The sequence below is a fragment of the Pseudomonas wuhanensis genome (assembly GCF_030687395.1).
GTDB classification, from domain to species: Bacteria; Pseudomonadota; Gammaproteobacteria; order Pseudomonadales; family Pseudomonadaceae; genus Aquipseudomonas; species Aquipseudomonas wuhanensis.
Map to the genome: position 1 here is coordinate 4,176,642 of NZ_CP117430.1, position 15,443 is coordinate 4,192,084.

Sequence of the window (15,443 nt, forward strand, 5' to 3'; positions counted from 1 at the left end):
ACCGATCTGATTAGAATTTGGCAGTTGCCTGAACCACTACGCCGATGATTCGGCATTCTTCGGTGTAAAGGGCTTTCGGATAGGTCGGATTGAGCGGGACCAGATAACGCTGCCCGCCCTCTTCAATCAGTTTGCGAAAAACCGCCTCGGCGCTGCCGGGCCATTGGGCGATCACCAGTTTGCCGGGCTCCGGCACGATGGCCGGGTCCACCAGAATCAACATGTCCGCGGCAATGCTCACACCCGTGGGCGCGGTCATCGCATCACCGACCACCACCAGCCAGAACGCCGCGCCCTGTGCGTGGTAATCGGACAATTCGAAGCGCGGTTTGCTGACAGCAGATGAAACGCCGTAGCTCAATAACTCTCCGTCGCGCACCTCCCCGGTTTCCCGCCAGTCACTGACGGGGTAGCGAAAGTACGGGTTGTACTTCTGCGTCAGAGAGATCTCTTCATCCTGTGAGATCTGCGGTTCCCTGATCACCATCGCGACTTCCAGATAGTCCATCCCCAGCGCCTGCAAGACACGGTTCATCTCTTGGATGCGGGGCTGACGACGTTTATTCAGCCAATGGCCGACGCCGCCCTGGGACATTCCGATGCGCTCGGCGAGTATCTCTTGAGTGACTTTGAGTTCACTCATTTTGGCCTTGACCAATTCAATCCATTTATCCATGTGCGGCACGATACGTGGGGTACTCCGACCAACAAAACACAAATTGTAGTATTTAAATTCAAGACACAAATACAGTAAGTACTAAGCTGGGCTCACGGATTTGAATCTATCACGGAGCTTGCCATCGTCATGACCATCCCCAGCATTACCCTGCCCGACACGCAATTCGACACTACGCTCAACTCGCCAAAAGGCTCTGCCGCCGCGCAGCGGGCGCTGGACTATTACTTGAAACCAGCTGTGTCAGAAGAGGTCAACGAAGCACGTTTCTTCGATGTGAACCGTAACATCAGCAGCGAAGAGGCACTGGTCCATGCTTCGGATCTGTTGCGCTGTGCCGCCGCCACCGCGCATGAATCAGCCAACCAGTTGCAGGGAGCAAGCCGGGATCTGGCGTTTTCGACGGTGCACATGATCGACATGGCCAAGGCGATGGTCGACCGGTCCCTGGAGGGTAATCAGAACGATTGACGAGGAAGCGCTTTGGAGGAAGACAGGAAAAATTTTCCAATCGCGCAGATAAAAACATTTGACTTGCAAATGATAATGATTATTATTGCATCGACTGATCGCGAGATCAGTCGATGGCCCAAGGGACCTTAGGTCGGTCTCCTGGACTATCTCCTCATCAGGCTAATCACGGTTTTTGACCCGGCTTTTTGCCGGGTCTTTTTTTTGCCAGTTATTCTGGCTTTGGCTTCAGGCTAATGAAGTCTGTGGGTGCTGCAAATTCGATTGGCGCGGATGATATCAAATGAATATCTGTTGGCAAGAGAGGCCCGGTAGCATTGGGCCAAACTAACGTAAAATAGCACTTGAGAATCACTTGCACAGTCTCTAAGCTGCATCGGCGTCAAGGAGGACGCCCCCCCTTTTCAACCCCGCAATTTCCCCCGGTTTCTCCCTCCCTTGCGTGTAAAGTAGCAGCCATAAAAATCATATTCAGGAATTGATTATGGCCGTGGCTAGATCTTCTTTCGACATCAACGCGAACTTCGACAGTGGCAACATCGAAGTGCTGGACATCAGCAATCCTTTGCAAGCGCTGCTGGCGATCAAGCCAGACACCCGCAGCCAGCATTTCCAGTGGTTCCACTTCAAGGCCAGCGGTCTGCACGTCGGACAGGAGCATTGGTTTCGCCTGAACAACGCCAGTAAATCCTCGTACAACAAAGCCTGGGATGGCTATCAGGCGGTGGCGTCCTATGACCACGTCAACTGGTTCCGGGTGCCGACCATCTTCGAAGGTGACTGCCTGCGTTTCAGCCTCGAAGCCACTGCCACCCACGCCTGGTTCGCTTATTTCGAACCTTACAGCCGTGGCCGCCATGACTGGCTGATCGAACAGGCCCTGACCAAAGCCGGCACCGAACTGCTGGCCACCGGCAAAAGCGTTGAAGGTCGCGACATCCAGTTGTTGCGCAAAGGTACGGGTGCCGAAGGTCAGCGCAAGGTCTGGATCATCGCCCAGCAACACCCCGGCGAACACATGGCCGAATGGTTCATGGAAGGGGTGATCGAGCGCCTGGAAAAACACGACGACCCGGTGCTGAAAAAACTCCTGGCCAGCGCCGACCTGTACCTGGTGCCGAACATGAACCCGGATGGCGCCTTCCACGGTCATTTGCGCACCAACGCCATGGGCCAGGACCTGAACCGCGCGTGGCAGAGCGCCAGCCAGGAAACCAGCCCGGAAGTGTTATTCGTTCAGCAGCAGATGGAAAAGTATGGCGTCGACCTGTTCCTCGACATCCATGGCGATGAAGAAATCCCCCACGTGTTCACCGCCGGTTGCGAAGGTAACCCGGGCTATACGTCGCGGATCGAAAAACTCGAAGAGCATTTCCGCAGTCATCTGAAACATCAGACCAAAGATTTCCAGACCAAACACGGCTACACCCGCGACGAGCCTGGCAAAGCCAACATGACCCTGGCCTGCAACAGCGTCGGTCAGAAGTTCGACTGCCTGTCGTTGACCCTGGAAATGCCCTTCAAAGACCACAACGACGCACCGAACCCGCTGACCGGCTGGTCCGGCAAACGCTCGAAGCAGTTGGGCAAGGATGTGCTGACGACCATCGCCGACATGGTCGATACCCTGCGCTGATTGTCCTTTAAGATCAAAAGATCGCAGGCGCCTACCGAAACCTGCGATCTTTTGACGTTTCGACGCGCAGGAGCTGCCTGCGGCTGTTGGGATCAGTCGCGATCCCTGCCCCGCAGCATGCTGTTCAGCACATCATCACGACGCACCCACCCGTGAAACAATGCCGCCGCCAGGTGTAGCAGCACGGTCAGAAACAGCAGATACGCCAAATACCCATGCGCCTTGCGCAGGAACGCAAACACCTGCGCATTCGCCGGCAGAATCGACGGCAACTGCAACGAACTACTGAGCATCACCGGATCGCCGGCCGCCGAAATCATCGCCCAGCCCAGCAGCGGCAAAATCAGCATCAAGGCGTACAACAAGATATGTGAAGCCTTGGCCGCGAGCGCTTGCCAACCCGGCAGGTCCGCCGGCAGTGGTGGTTGCCGGGTCGAAAAACGCACGGCCAGGCGCACGATCACCAGCAACAGAATCGCAACGCCCAAAGGTTTGTGCAGATGGATCAGCCACTGATGGCGCTCGGACACCGAGGCCGCCATGCCCGCGCCGATAAACAGCATCGAGATGATCATCAGCGCCATCAGCCAGTGCAGCAGCCGCGCCAATGGCGCGAAATGGTTCGGTTGAGCACTCATTGTTGAGACTCCTGTTTGGCGTTGGGCAACTGCTTCACTTCGCTGGTGCGGCGCAGGTAGGAACGGGCGTAACCGGCTGAGCGAGCGGCGAGCAATGGGTCGTCGGAGCCTTCGATACCGCTGGGCAATACCAGTGGGTCGTAGTTGATGTCACGACACTCGCCATTGAGTTGCGGCTGGGTGCTTTCGAGCACCAGCGTGCCGGCGTTCAACACTTTTCGGCCGTCGGGCCACGCTTTGCTCGCATCGTTGACCGGGTCCCCGGGGTTCGCCAGGGTAATGTTCAACTGCCAACGCAGCGGGCCGGCGGACAAGCGCTGTACCAGATCTTTCTCGAGGAAATCACCGCCCTCGGGGGCCGTTCCACCTGCCGCGTCCTGAGCCACTGGCGTCATGCTCCAACGCACCGCTTGCCGTTGCCCGGCCGCGTTCACCAGGTAAAACGCGTTGACGCTGTTATAGGTTTCCGTCGCGTAACTGGCCGACGGTTTGGCGGTTTTGATCCAGGCTAGAAATGGCGCGGCTTCCGGATGAGAACCGAAGAACGCTGGCACAGCGGCCGGGTTCGGTTTGCCGGTAGCCGGATCCGGTGACTGTGCTTGTTGCAACTGATAGAACGCCTCGGGCGTGCCCACCGGGAATACCGGCATACTGTTCATCCCGGTACGCCACTGCTGACCATTGGCCTGGGTGAAACGCAATGCCAGACTGCGGATCGGCACGCTGTTATCCGGCGCATAAGGATTGCCGGCAGGCAGCGCGAAACGCCCGACCACCGGGGTCCGCGCTTCGCTGAACACTTGGGCACTGGAATACTCGCGCGCCTGGCTACTGCTCTCGAAATGCCCGATCACGCACACGCCTTTGGCGTGGTTACGACGGAATCCCGGGTGCACGCCGTTGTTTTTCTCCAGCACATTAACCAAGGCTTTTGGCGTCAGGCGCTGTGGGTCGAGTGTGCCGTTGACGTAGGCAAAAGCCCCGGCCAGCGCGGCGACCACCACGGCAATGCCGGTCAGGCGCAACGTCAGGCTCGCGGCACTCAGCGGTGGCCGGCCAGGCCCCGTGGGTGGTGATGAGCGATCTACCATGAATGACTCCAGGGCCATCGGCCACAAGTGAGAAGAATCAGGCAGACGAACCCCACCAGGGTTTATTCCATCGCCCGGTATTTATTTTTCCAGGCGTGGAATAACCTCGAATGCCGGGCGTCTTCCTGAACACTCACCACAGCGTAGTGACTGGTCAGAACTTCATGAACGATTTCGACGAACAACTCAGGGAAGTCATTCCCAGGCTGCGGCGTTTCGCCGTATCGCTGACGCGCAACCCCAGCAGCGCCGACGATCTGGTGCAGGCATGCCTTGAGCGCGCGCTGTCGAGTTGGGGCGACAAACGTCCCGAGGGCGACTTGCGTGCCTGGCTGTTTTCGATTCTTTATCGGCAGTTTCTCGACGCTCATCGCCGCTCCCGGCGTTATGCGCGGATGCTCGAACTCTTTACCGGCCGTGATGATGCGCAGCCTTCGGCAGAACGCACGGTGATCGCCCAATCGACCCTGCAAGCCTTCGATCAGCTCGGCACCGAACAGCGTGCGCTGCTGCTATGGGTGTCGGTAGAAGGCTTGAGCTATAAGGAGGTCGCCGAAATTCTCGACGTCCCCATCGGTACCGTGATGTCGCGCTTGTCCCGCGCACGCCAGGCCTTGCGCCAGCTCAGCGACGGCGAAATCACCCACCCTTCCCTGCGGAGACTCAAATGATCAGCATGCCTCCCAGCGAGCGTGACCTGCATGCCTACGTCGATCACCAACTCAGCGATGCCGACCGACATCGGGTGGAGACTTATCTGGCCAACAACGCCGAAGTGGCCGCGCAAGTACGCGCCTGGCAGCACGATGCCCAACAATTGCGCGCGGCCCTGAGCGGCGCCTTGCAGCAACCGGCCAACCCGCAACTCGACCCGGCAATGATTCGCCAGCGCCTCAAACGCCAGTCCCGCCGCCATCTGGCCAGCGCCGCGGTGTTGCTGATCGCGGTCAGCATCGGCGGATTGGGCGGTTGGCAGGCCCGGCAAATGACCCTGGTCAGCGCCCCGCTGCCGATGACCGATGCAATGCAGGCCTACCGGCTGATTGCCCAGCAAGGCATCCTGCCGGCGGATTACAAAGTCAGCGATGACGGCGATATGCAAGGCTGGCTCGATCGGTATTTCAGCCAGGCCCATCGTCTGCCGAACCTGACCGTTGCCGGATACAAACCCATCAGCGGGCGGCTGCTCAGCACTGAACAAGGTCCGGCGGCGATGGTGGTGTACGAGGATCAGAGCGGGCACAAGATCAGCTTCTACGTCCGGCCACCCGGGCCGAAAAACACCCTGCTGCCTCGCGGTAGTCGCAGCGACGGTGCACTGCAGGCAGAGTACTGGTCGGGGGCCGGGTACAACTACGCGATGGTCAGCCCGAGTGACACGCCGGCGGCGCGGATGCTCAAACAAACCGGGCAGTTCTGATCATCACCGCCAATCCCTGTGGGAGCGGACTTGCCCGCGATGGCGGCCGCATATCCAACACTGATGGTGACTGATCCACCGCTATCGCGGGCAAGCCCGCTCCCACAGGGGTCAGCGATTATTTGGAGATTGTGGTCAACCCTGCCCGAACACCTGCGAAGGCCTTCGCAACAGCGGATCGAACGGATTGATCCGCGGCCCGATCAGCGCGGCTTCGCGCTTGAGCATCTCCACCACCGTCGGCAAACGATCCGGCCCCAGGCGATCGCTGACCGTGGCCACACTCAGCGCCGCCACCGCCCGACCTTCGCGGTCGAGGATCGGCACGGCCACCCCGGCCATGCCTTGCAATACGCCGGTGTTGCGCCCGGCGTAACCGAGGGTGCGCACACTCTCGACTTCCGAGCGCAGGAACACCTCGTCATACAGGTGAAAATCCTTGAGCCGCGGCAAGTTGTAATGAATCACCGTGTCGCGTTCCTCTTGCGGCAGAAACGCCAGAATCGCCAGACTGCCCTGTCCCACACCAAGCGCCACCCGCCCGCCGATGTCACCGGTAAACGTACGGATCGGAAACGGCCCTTCACTGCGGTCCAGACAGATCGCATCGAAGCCGCTGCGCGCCAGTAAAAACAACGAATCTCCCAACGATGCCGACAGCCGCAGCAATGCCGGCCGCGCCAGTTCACGCAAGTTGCCGGTGTTGCCGGCGCGGGCCGCCAAGGCAAAAAACTCCAGGCTCAGGCGATAGCGTTTGCTGCGCGCGTCCTGTTCGACCATGCCCTCGTCCATCAGGCTGCGCAGCAAGCGGTGGGTGGTCGGTTGCGACAAACCGATGCGCTGCGCCAGTTGCGTCACGCGCTCCCCGCCTTCAACGGTGTCACCCAGGCTGCGCAGTACCGCAAACAGCCTTGAGACGGCACCGACGCCGACTTCATTTTTGTTTACATTCCGCTCAATGGAATCAGGCATGTGATTTCTCGACAATTAATTTACTCACTGAATGAAACTGAAAATAGTCATCGCTTCAGTGAAATAGGCCATTGAGCCCATCCTATTCTTCGTCCTACTCTGCGTCCATCAGGGGCGATTCGAACAACAGCGGCAGCCGACAGAAGTCGAGCGCCAACGCACCCGGCAACATCCTTTTCGTATCTGCCCATACAAAAAAGCGCGCCTTTGGCGACGCATAACAATCTCAGGTGGAGCGCAGTCATGGCCTTCGTGCAACTTGAAAACCTCGGCAAACGTTACGGCGAAATCGACGCCGTCGTCGCCACCAACCTGTCGGTGGAAAAAGGCGAGTTCGTCTCCTTGCTCGGCCCCTCCGGCTGCGGCAAAACCACCACCCTGCAAATGATCGCCGGCTTCGTCGAAGTCAGCAGCGGGCGTATCGTGCTGGATGGTCGCGACATCACCCACGCCAAGCCCGCCAGTCGCGGCCTGGGCGTGGTGTTCCAGAGTTACGCGTTGTTCCCGCACATGACCGTGCAAGACAACGTCGCCTTCGGCCTGCGCATGCGCAAAGTGCCCAACGGCGAGTTGCAGCAACGGGTGGATCGGGTGCTGAAACTGGTACGTCTCAACCTGCACGCCGAGCGTTACCCACGGGAACTCTCCGGCGGTCAACGCCAACGAGTCGCGCTGGCCCGGGCGTTGGTGATCGAACCGCCGGTGCTGCTGCTCGACGAGCCGCTGTCCAACCTCGACGCCAATTTGCGCGAGGAGATGCAGTTCGAAATCCGCCGCATCCAGCGTGAGGTCGGCATCACCACGCTGATGGTCACCCATGATCAGTCCGAAGCGCTGTCGATCAGCGACCGGGTGGTGGTGATGCAGGCCGGGCGCATCACGCAGATCGACGCGCCCTACACCCTTTACGAGCACCCGCGCACCGAGTTCATTTCCGGCTTCGTCGGCAAGGCCAACTTGCTGCCCGGCGAACGGGACAGCGCTGGCGTCGTGCAGGTCTGCAACCGTGGCGACGGCGAACTGACCCTGAGCCTGCGTCCGGAAAAGATCGACTTGCTGGATAAAGGCCTGGGCCGTCTGCAAGGCAAGATCGTCAGCCGCTTTTTCCTTGGCAGCCAATGGCTGTACGGCGTATCGACATCGTTGGGCGAACTCAGCGTGGTGCGCCGCAATGACGGTTCGGCCCCCTTGATCGAAGACACGGCGGTCGGCCTCGATTGGGATGCAACATTGCTGCGGGTGCTGAGTGTCGACGAGGTGTCGGCATGAGTACGCTTGCCGTCATCCGCCAGGGACGTCAGGGCTATTGGTTATCCGCACCGGCCCTGGCGTTGTACTTCGGCCTGCTGGTGATCCCGCTGCTACTGACGCTGATCTTGTCGTTCAACGTCTTCGACTACAGCTCGGGGATCAACAGCGACGCCTACACCCTCGATCATTACAGCAGCCTGCTGGGCGATCCGTACTTCTACGAGATCTTTCTGAGGACGTTTTGGATCAGCGCCGTGACCACCCTGCTCTGCGTGGTGATCGGCGTGCCCGAGGCCTACATCCTCAGCCGCATGGGCGCGCCGTGGCGCTCGATCTTCCTGATTCTGATCCTCACGCCGTTGCTGATTTCGGTGGTGGTGCGCGCCTTCGGCTGGAGCCTGTTGCTCGGCGCTGACGGCCTGGTCAACCAGACGCTGCAAGCCTTCGGTGGTTCGCCAATGAAGTTGCTCTACACGCCGTTCGCGGTGGTGATCGCACTGGTTCACGTGATGCTGCCGTTCATGATCATTCCGGTCTGGACCTCGCTGCAAAAACTCGACCCGGCCGCCGAGCAGGCCGCGCTGTCACTGGGCGCCAGCCACCTCACGGTGATGCGCAAAGTGGTGCTGCCGCAAATCATGCCCGGCGTGCTCTCCGGCACCTTGATCGTGTTCGGCCTCGCGGCGAGTTCATTTGCCATCCCCGGACTGCTCGGCGGACGCCGGATAAAGATGGTCGCCACGCTGATCTACGACCAGTACCTGTCGGAGCTCAACTGGCCGATGGGCGCCGCGATTGCCGTGGCCCTGCTGTTGCTCAACCTGCTGATCATGCTGTCGTGGAACCGGATGATCGAAGGCCGCTACAAGAAGTCATTGGGATAATTCGTCATGTCCAGAAACGGTCCTTTCGCCCTGCTGTTCCATACCCTGGTGGTGCTGTTCATGCTCGCGCCGCTGGTGGTGGTGTGCCTCGTCGCCTTCACCCCGGAAAACACCCTGAGCCTGCCGACCACGGAGTTTTCCCTGCGCTGGTTCCGCGCGGTGTTCGAGCGCGCCGACTTTGTCGATGCGTTCTACAACAGCCTGATCCTGGCGTTCTGTGCCGCCACGCTGGCGACGCTGATCGCCGTGCCAGCCGCCCTGGCGATCACGCGCTTCGAATTCCCCGGACGGGACTTTTTCAACGGTCTATTCCTGTCGCCGATCATCATTCCGCATCTGGTGTTGGGGGTAGCGTTGCTGCGCTTGTTTGCGCTGATGGGCGTCAACGGCAGCTTCGCCTGGCTGATCTTCGCCCATGTGCTGGTGATCACGCCGTATGTGCTGCGCCTGGTGTTGGCCTCGGCCATCGGCCTGGACCGCAGCGCCGAACATGCCGCGCAATCCCTGGGCGCCGGACGCTTCACGCTGTTCCGGCAAATCACCTTGCCGATGATTTTGCCGGGGGTCGCCGGTGGCTGGCTGCTGGCGTTCATCAACAGTTTCGATGAGGTCACGTTGTCGATCTTCGTCACCTCGCCGGCCACGCAAACGCTGCCGGTGCGCATGTACGTGTACGCCACTGAATCCATCGATCCAATGATGGCGGCGGTGTCGGCCCTGGTGATTGCGCTGACCGCGCTGACGATGATTCTGCTTGATCGGGTCTACGGCCTGGATCGGGTTCTGGTGGGTAAACAATGAGGGCGCCATGGCTCTGCTGAAACGACTGGCCGAAGGCGACCGCCCGGCCCTGAACTTTACCCTTGACGGCGTGCCTGCCCGTGGCTTGCTCGGCGATACCCTGCTGACCGCGGTACTGACTTGCAGCGAACACCTGCGCGGCAGCGATTTCAGCGCCGAACCCCGCGCCGGCTTCTGCCTGATGGGCGCCTGCCAGGACTGCTGGGTACGCCTGGGCGATGGCCGCCGAGTGCGGGCCTGTTCGACGCTGCTTGAGGCCGGACAGCACATCAGCCGTGAACCGGGGCGATCGGTATGAACAATTTTTCTACCTTCAGAACTGAGATCCCCTGTGGGAGCGGGCTTGCCCGCGATAGCGAACTGTCAGCCACCACCGATGTTGAATGTTCCGCCGTCATCGCGGGCAAGCCCGCTCCCACAGGGGTTCCGTGCCGATCACAAATAATGCGCCATACCTTCACTAACTGTGGGAGCGGGCTTGCCCGCGATAGCGGACTGTCAGCCACCATCGATGTTGGATGTGCCGCCGCCATCGCGGGCAAGCCCGCTCCCACAGGATTGGGGCGTCGATCACAGATGGGGTGGGTATGAAGTCCGTAGTCATCATCGGCGCAGGCCCCGCTGGAATCCGGGCGGCGCAAACCCTCGTTGCCCATGGTGTTCGCCCCATTCTGCTGGACGAAGCCGCACGCGGCGGCGGGCAGATTTATCGGCGCCAGCCGGCGAACTTCAAGCGTTCGGCGGTCAAGTTGTATGGCTTCGAAGCACGCAAGGCCAAGGCACTGCATCAGACAATCGACGCACTGCGCGAGCAACTCGATTACCGCCCCGACACGCTGGTGTGGAACGCCGAGGCTGGCGCACTCGACACCTTGCGTGAGGGCCGCGCCGCACGGCTGGAATTCTCCCGGGTGATTGTCGCCACCGGTGCCACCGACCGGATTCTGCCCGTGCCAGGCTGGACGCTGCCGGGGGCTTACAGCCTCGGCGCGGCGCAAATCGCCTTGAAGTTTCAAGGCTGTGCCATTGGTGAACGCGTGGTGTTCGCCGGCAGCGGACCGTTGCTGTACCTGGTGGCGTACCAATACGCCAAGGCCGGCGCCAACGTGATCGCCGTGCTCGACAGCTCGCCCTTCAGCGCTCAGGCCCGCGCCCTGCCCGGCCTGCTGTCACAACCCTCCACGCTGGCCAAAGGCATTTATTACCGCACCTGGCTAACCGCCCACGGCATCCCGGTGCATCAGGGCGCCACCTTGAAACGCATCGATGGCGAACACCGCGTGCAATCGCTGAGCTGGCATAACGCAGCAAGCGAACATCGAATCGAATGCGACGCCGTAGCCTTCGCCCACGGCCTGCGCAGCGAAACCCAACTCGCCGATCTGCTGGGCTGTGAATTCACCTGGAACCCGCTCAACCGCGCCTGGCTGCCGCAGCGAGACAGCGCCGGTCGCAGCAGCATCGCCGAGGTGTACCTGGCCGGTGACGGTGCCGGCATCATGGGTGCCGACGCCGCAGAAATGGCCGGTGAACGGGCAGCCTTGGCGCTGCTCGAAGACATCGGTTACCTGATCCCGCCACAGCGCGCCACGCAGCTGGAACAGTCGCTTCAAACTATCGGCAGATTCCGCCAAGGCCTGGAGCGTGCCTTCCTGTTTCCCGAAAGCTGGGCCACCGACGCTGCGGATGACCTGATGATCTGCCGCTGCGAAGAAGTACACGCCGGCGACATCCGCCAGGTGGTGCGCGAAGGCCATTGGGAGATCAATCGGGTCAAGGCCCATTGCCGGGTCGGTATGGGTCGCTGCCAAGGGCGAATGTGTGGCGCCGCCGCAGCGGAAATCATTGCCTGCGAAAGCCAGCGCAACCTGTCCGACATCGGCCGGTTGCGGGCACAGGCGCCGATCAAACCCCTGCCGTTCGGTCTGGAGGTCGAGCCATGATCGAGGTCGATGCAATCATTATTGGCGGCGGCATCGTCGGTGCCTCCGCCGCCCTGTTTCTGAGCAAGGCCGGCCGTCGCGTTGCGCTGCTGGAGCGGGATTTTTGCGGCTCGCACTCCAGCGGTGTGAACTACGGCGGCGTGCGTCGTCAGGGCCGGCCGCTGTCGCAATTGCCGCTGTCGCAACGGGCCCACGAGATCTGGGGGCAACTGCCGCAGTTGATCGGCATCGACGGCGAATATCAGCGCAGCGGTCACCTGAAACTCGCCCGCAGTCTCAATGATCTGCACGCCTTGCAGGACTACGCCGCGAGCAGCCAGGGGTTCGGCCTCGATTTGCAGCTGTTAGACCGCAGTGAATTGCGCGCACGTTTTCCGTGGGTCGGAGAGGTCGCGGTCGGTGCCTCGTTGTGCCCGGACGACGGCCACGCCAACCCGCGACTGGTATCCCCCGCCTTCGCGCAAGCGGCGCGTCGGCACGGTGCGCAAATCCATGAACAATGCGCAGTGACGGCGGTGGAGCATGACGGTCAGCGCTTTCACGTCAGCGCTCAATCCGGCCTCGAACTGCAAGCCCCCTGGCTGCTGAATTGCGCCGGCGCCTGGGCCGGAAAGCTCGCCGCGCAATTCGGTGAAGCGGTGCCAATGCACGCCGGTCACCCGGCAATGCTGGTCACCGAACCGTTGCCGCTGGTGATGAATGCCAGCACCGGCGTCGAGGGCGGTGGCATCTATGCCCGCCAGGTCGCTCGCGGCAATTGTGTGTTGGGCGGCGGCCAAGGCTTTGCCCTCGATAACGCCCGCGCCCGGCCTGGTCAGAACGCAGTCATCGAGATCCTGCGCCAGGCCGTTGAGCTCTATCCGTTTCTTGAAGGCGCCCAGGCGATCCGCACCTGGAGCGGCACCGAAGGTTACCTGCCCGATCGCCAACCGGTGATCGGCCACAGCAGCACCCAACCCGGCCTGTTGCACGCGTTCGGCTTTGCCGGCGCGGGCTTCCAGATCGGGCCTGCGGTGGGCCAGGCGCTCACCGAGATCATCTGTAGCGGCGCGTCAAAGACGTCGCTGGATGCGTTTTCCATCACCCGGTTTCACTCCATCTCCGTTGCTTGATAGAGGAAGGTCGCGCCAATGAATAACTTCAAACGCACTGCACTGCTCGGATTTTCATGCCTGAGCGCTCTGCTCACAGTCACTCAGGCCCAGGCCGAAACGACGCTGTATCTGGGCATGAACGGCGGAACCATGGAGCGGCTCTACGCCGACAAGGTGCTGCCGGCTTTCGAGAAGGCCAACAACGTCAAAGTGGTGATCGTGCCGGGAACCTCCGCCGATATTCTGGCCAAGGTCCAGGCCAGCAAAGGCAACCCGCAGATGCACGTAATGTTCCTCGACGACGGCATCATGTACCGCGCCATCGCCATGGGCTTGTGCGACAAACTCGAAGACAGCCCGACCCTGGCGCAGATTCCGGCCAAGGGCCGCATCAAGGATCAAGCCGTAGCGGTCAGCCTCGGGGTCACGGGGCTGGCGTACAACACGCGGCTGTTCAAGGAAAAAGGCTGGAACGCGCCGACCTCATGGATGGACATGGCCGACCCGCGCTTCAAGGACAAACTGGTATTCCAGTCGATGGCGTCTTCAACCTTTGGCCTGCACGGTTTCCTGATGTTCAACCGGATCCAGGGCGGCAGCGAAACCGACGTCGAACCGGGGTTCAAGGCCTGGCCGAACACCGTCGGGCGCAATGTGCTGGAGTACATTCCAAGTTCCGCGAAAATCTCCGAAATGCTCCAGACCGACGAAGCGGCGCTGTTTCCGCTGACCCCGACCCAGGTTACCGCGTTGAAACTCAAGGGTATGCCGGTGGAGTATGCACAGCCCAAGGAAGGCTCGGTGGTGCTCAACGTGGCCGAATGCGCCATCGCCAACAACACCCAACCGGAACTGGCGCAGAAACTCGCCGCCTTCCTGCTGACGCCTGAAGCACAGGCGGCCGCGCTGGAAGACGGCGATCAGATTCCATCCAACCCGAATACGCCGACCACCGACAAGACCCGCGGCCAGGTCGAGGCGATGAAGCAGTATCTGACGACCGCAATCGCCATCGATTGGGATCAGGTCAACGAACAGCGCCCGGCGTGGAATGCCCGGTGGAATCGCAGTATCGAGCGGTAGCCTCGAAGATCAAAAGATCCATGTGGCGAGCGACGAAAACCCTGTGGGAGCGTGGCTTGCCCGCGAAGAATGCACCGCGGCTTTTCAGGTATTACGCGTTATCGTTCTTCGCGGGCAAGCCGCGCTCCCACAGGTTCTGCGCCTTGGCTAAGCCCCCTCACCACAACCGCTTCATCGACACCAGTGGAAGGCAAATTCCCCCTTTGGTTACACTACGCCGCCGCAGCTCGGGGAGCCGGCCTTAAGATTACGGGGTGACATCACAGTGGCCGTTCGACCGCCCAACCGTCCGCGACTTACACCACGCTGGCCCGCGCTACGCCGTTTCTTCGGCAAGGCATTTGCGGCGTCGGCCAGTAACAGCGCGCAGGGCCGGGTGATCCACGACTACTTCCACCACAAGGCCCATACCCAGGGCTACACCCTGAGCCATAGCCAGCAACGAGTGATCGACTGCATGGCGCAGCACGCATCGGCGCTGCTGGGCACATCGGCGCCGACACTGCCCGGTCTTTATCTCTATGGTGCAGTCGGGCGCGGCAAGAGCTGGCTGCTCGACGGGTTTTTCCAGGCCATCCCCATCGCGGAAAAACAGCGCCTGCACTTCCATGAGTTTTTTGCGCAACTGCACCAAGGCATGTTCAGCCATCGCGAGCAGCCCGATGCGCTGGCGGTCACCCTCGACGAACTGCTGCACGACTGCCGGGTGCTGTGTTTCGATGAATTCCACGTGCATGACATCGGCGATGCGATGCTCATCACGCGGCTGTTCAAGGCGCTGTTTCGCCGGGGGATTCTGTTGCTGGCGACCTCCAACTACCCGCCGGAAGGTTTGCTGCCCAACCCGCTGTACCACGCCCGTTTCAAACCGGTGATCGACCTGGTTAACGCGCGCATGCAGGTGATGGAAGTCGGCGGCCCGCATGATTACCGCAGTCAGGCGCGCGCCCACGCACAGCAGCTGTTCACCCAGGGCCAGTACGTCTGGCCTGCCACAGTGGCGCAACGTCGGGCGTTGCAGCTGCTCGAACACGAGGCACCGGTTATCCAACTGCCCGTCGGGACACGGCACCTGCAAGCCCGATATTGTGAAGGGCGAAGCGTCGGTTTCACCTTCGCCGACCTGTGCGAACACCCCACTGCAGTGATGGACTACCTCGAACTGTGCCGACGGTTCGATCGCTGGATCATCGACAAACTGCCCAGCCTCGCCGACTGTTCTATCGCCGCCCAACAACGCTTCATCAACCTGATCGACGTCTTGTACGACCAGGACAAGCACCTGATTCTGCTCGGACACCAGTCATTGCGCGAAAGCCTGGGTGGTGATGCTATCGACCTGGCGCGTACGCGCAGTCGGTTGGGGCAGTTGGTGGAGGTCAGGGATCTGGCTTGACCGCAGAGATCGGGTTTGGGCTTGCTCGTGAAGGCGGCCTGACAAGCACCACAACTTTCCCGCTATCATGTCGCCCGTTTCCAGCCC

Annotated in this window: 16 protein-coding genes; 12 read left to right on the forward strand and 4 right to left on the reverse strand. The window is 61.0% G+C overall.

Going from position 1 to position 15,443, the window contains the following annotated elements:
* Positions 1–10 precede the first annotated feature (10 nt).
* Positions 11–676 carry a LexA family protein gene (locus PSH88_RS19190; protein WP_305422096.1) on the reverse strand — a complete coding sequence of 222 codons (666 nt, stop codon included), beginning with the start codon at positions 674–676 and terminating at the stop codon, positions 11–13.
* 129 nt (positions 677–805) lie between these two features.
* Between PSH88_RS19190 and PSH88_RS19195 the strand changes: the two genes are divergently transcribed.
* Both PSH88_RS19195 and PSH88_RS19200 read left to right on the forward strand, forming a co-directional pair.
* Complete coding sequence (locus tag PSH88_RS19195; protein WP_305422097.1) at positions 806–1,147, forward strand: DUF6124 family protein; 342 nt, start codon at positions 806–808, stop codon at positions 1,145–1,147.
* Positions 1,148–1,631: 484 nt separating this feature from the next.
* On the forward strand, positions 1,632–2,783 hold the full coding sequence (locus tag PSH88_RS19200) for a M14 family metallopeptidase (protein WP_305422099.1): 1,152 nt from the start codon (positions 1,632–1,634) through the stop codon (positions 2,781–2,783).
* A 92-nt stretch (positions 2,784–2,875) separates the two neighbouring features.
* Here PSH88_RS19200 and PSH88_RS19205 read toward each other — a convergent pair whose 3' ends face one another.
* Positions 2,876–3,421 (reverse strand): cytochrome b, encoded by a 546-nt coding sequence (locus PSH88_RS19205; protein WP_305422101.1) that lies wholly within the window; start codon positions 3,419–3,421, stop codon positions 2,876–2,878.
* Positions 3,418–4,512 carry a catalase family peroxidase gene (locus tag PSH88_RS19210; protein ID WP_305422102.1) on the reverse strand — a complete coding sequence of 365 codons (1,095 nt, stop codon included), beginning with the start codon at positions 4,510–4,512 and terminating at the stop codon, positions 3,418–3,420. Before PSH88_RS19210 ends, PSH88_RS19205 begins: the two co-directional genes overlap by 4 nt.
* Positions 4,513–4,676: 164 nt before the next feature.
* On the opposite strand from PSH88_RS19210, the gene PSH88_RS19215 reads away from it, so the two are divergent.
* A complete protein-coding gene (locus PSH88_RS19215) occupies positions 4,677–5,183 on the forward strand; it encodes an RNA polymerase sigma factor (RefSeq protein WP_305427027.1) in 507 nt (168 codons plus the stop codon).
* Positions 5,180–5,932: an anti-sigma factor family protein gene (locus PSH88_RS19220; RefSeq protein WP_305422104.1), complete on the forward strand. Its 753-nt coding sequence runs from the start codon at positions 5,180–5,182 to the stop codon at positions 5,930–5,932. Before PSH88_RS19215 ends, PSH88_RS19220 begins: the two co-directional genes overlap by 4 nt.
* A gap of 135 nt (positions 5,933–6,067) precedes the next feature.
* Here the strand turns inward: PSH88_RS19220 and PSH88_RS19225 are convergent, their stop codons facing one another.
* On the reverse strand, positions 6,068–6,904 hold the full coding sequence (locus PSH88_RS19225; protein ID WP_305422106.1) for an IclR family transcriptional regulator: 837 nt from the start codon (positions 6,902–6,904) through the stop codon (positions 6,068–6,070).
* 243 nt (positions 6,905–7,147) lie between these two features.
* Between PSH88_RS19225 and PSH88_RS19230 the strand changes: the two genes are divergently transcribed.
* The 8 genes from PSH88_RS19230 (at position 7,148) to zapE (ending at position 15,356) form a co-directional block, all read left to right on the forward strand.
* A complete protein-coding gene (locus PSH88_RS19230; protein ID WP_305422108.1) occupies positions 7,148–8,173 on the forward strand; it encodes an ABC transporter ATP-binding protein in 1,026 nt (341 codons plus the stop codon).
* Complete coding sequence (locus PSH88_RS19235; RefSeq protein ID WP_305483321.1) at positions 8,170–9,039, forward strand: ABC transporter permease; 870 nt, start codon at positions 8,170–8,172, stop codon at positions 9,037–9,039. The genes PSH88_RS19230 and PSH88_RS19235 overlap by 4 nt, the downstream gene beginning before the upstream one ends.
* A 6-nt stretch (positions 9,040–9,045) precedes the next feature.
* A complete protein-coding gene (locus PSH88_RS19240; protein WP_007896923.1) occupies positions 9,046–9,840 on the forward strand; it encodes an ABC transporter permease in 795 nt (264 codons plus the stop codon).
* A gap of 7 nt (positions 9,841–9,847) precedes the next feature.
* Complete coding sequence (locus tag PSH88_RS19245) at positions 9,848–10,138, forward strand: (2Fe-2S)-binding protein (protein WP_305422109.1); 291 nt, start codon at positions 9,848–9,850, stop codon at positions 10,136–10,138.
* Positions 10,139–10,427: 289 nt separating this feature from the next.
* Positions 10,428–11,783 (forward strand): FAD/NAD(P)-dependent oxidoreductase, encoded by a 1,356-nt coding sequence (locus PSH88_RS19250; protein WP_305422111.1) that lies wholly within the window; start codon positions 10,428–10,430, stop codon positions 11,781–11,783.
* Positions 11,780–12,895: an NAD(P)/FAD-dependent oxidoreductase gene (locus PSH88_RS19255; RefSeq protein WP_305422112.1), complete on the forward strand. Its 1,116-nt coding sequence runs from the start codon at positions 11,780–11,782 to the stop codon at positions 12,893–12,895. Before PSH88_RS19250 ends, PSH88_RS19255 begins: the two co-directional genes overlap by 4 nt.
* Positions 12,896–12,913: 18 nt before the next feature.
* The gene (locus PSH88_RS19260) at positions 12,914–13,960 is read left to right on the forward strand and encodes an ABC transporter substrate-binding protein (protein ID WP_305422113.1); all 1,047 of its coding nucleotides are present in this window, start codon (positions 12,914–12,916) and stop codon (positions 13,958–13,960) included.
* 265 nt (positions 13,961–14,225) lie between these two features.
* Positions 14,226–15,356: a cell division protein ZapE gene (gene zapE / locus PSH88_RS19265; protein ID WP_305422115.1), complete on the forward strand. Its 1,131-nt coding sequence runs from the start codon at positions 14,226–14,228 to the stop codon at positions 15,354–15,356.
* The last annotated feature ends 87 nt before the right edge of the window (positions 15,357–15,443 follow it).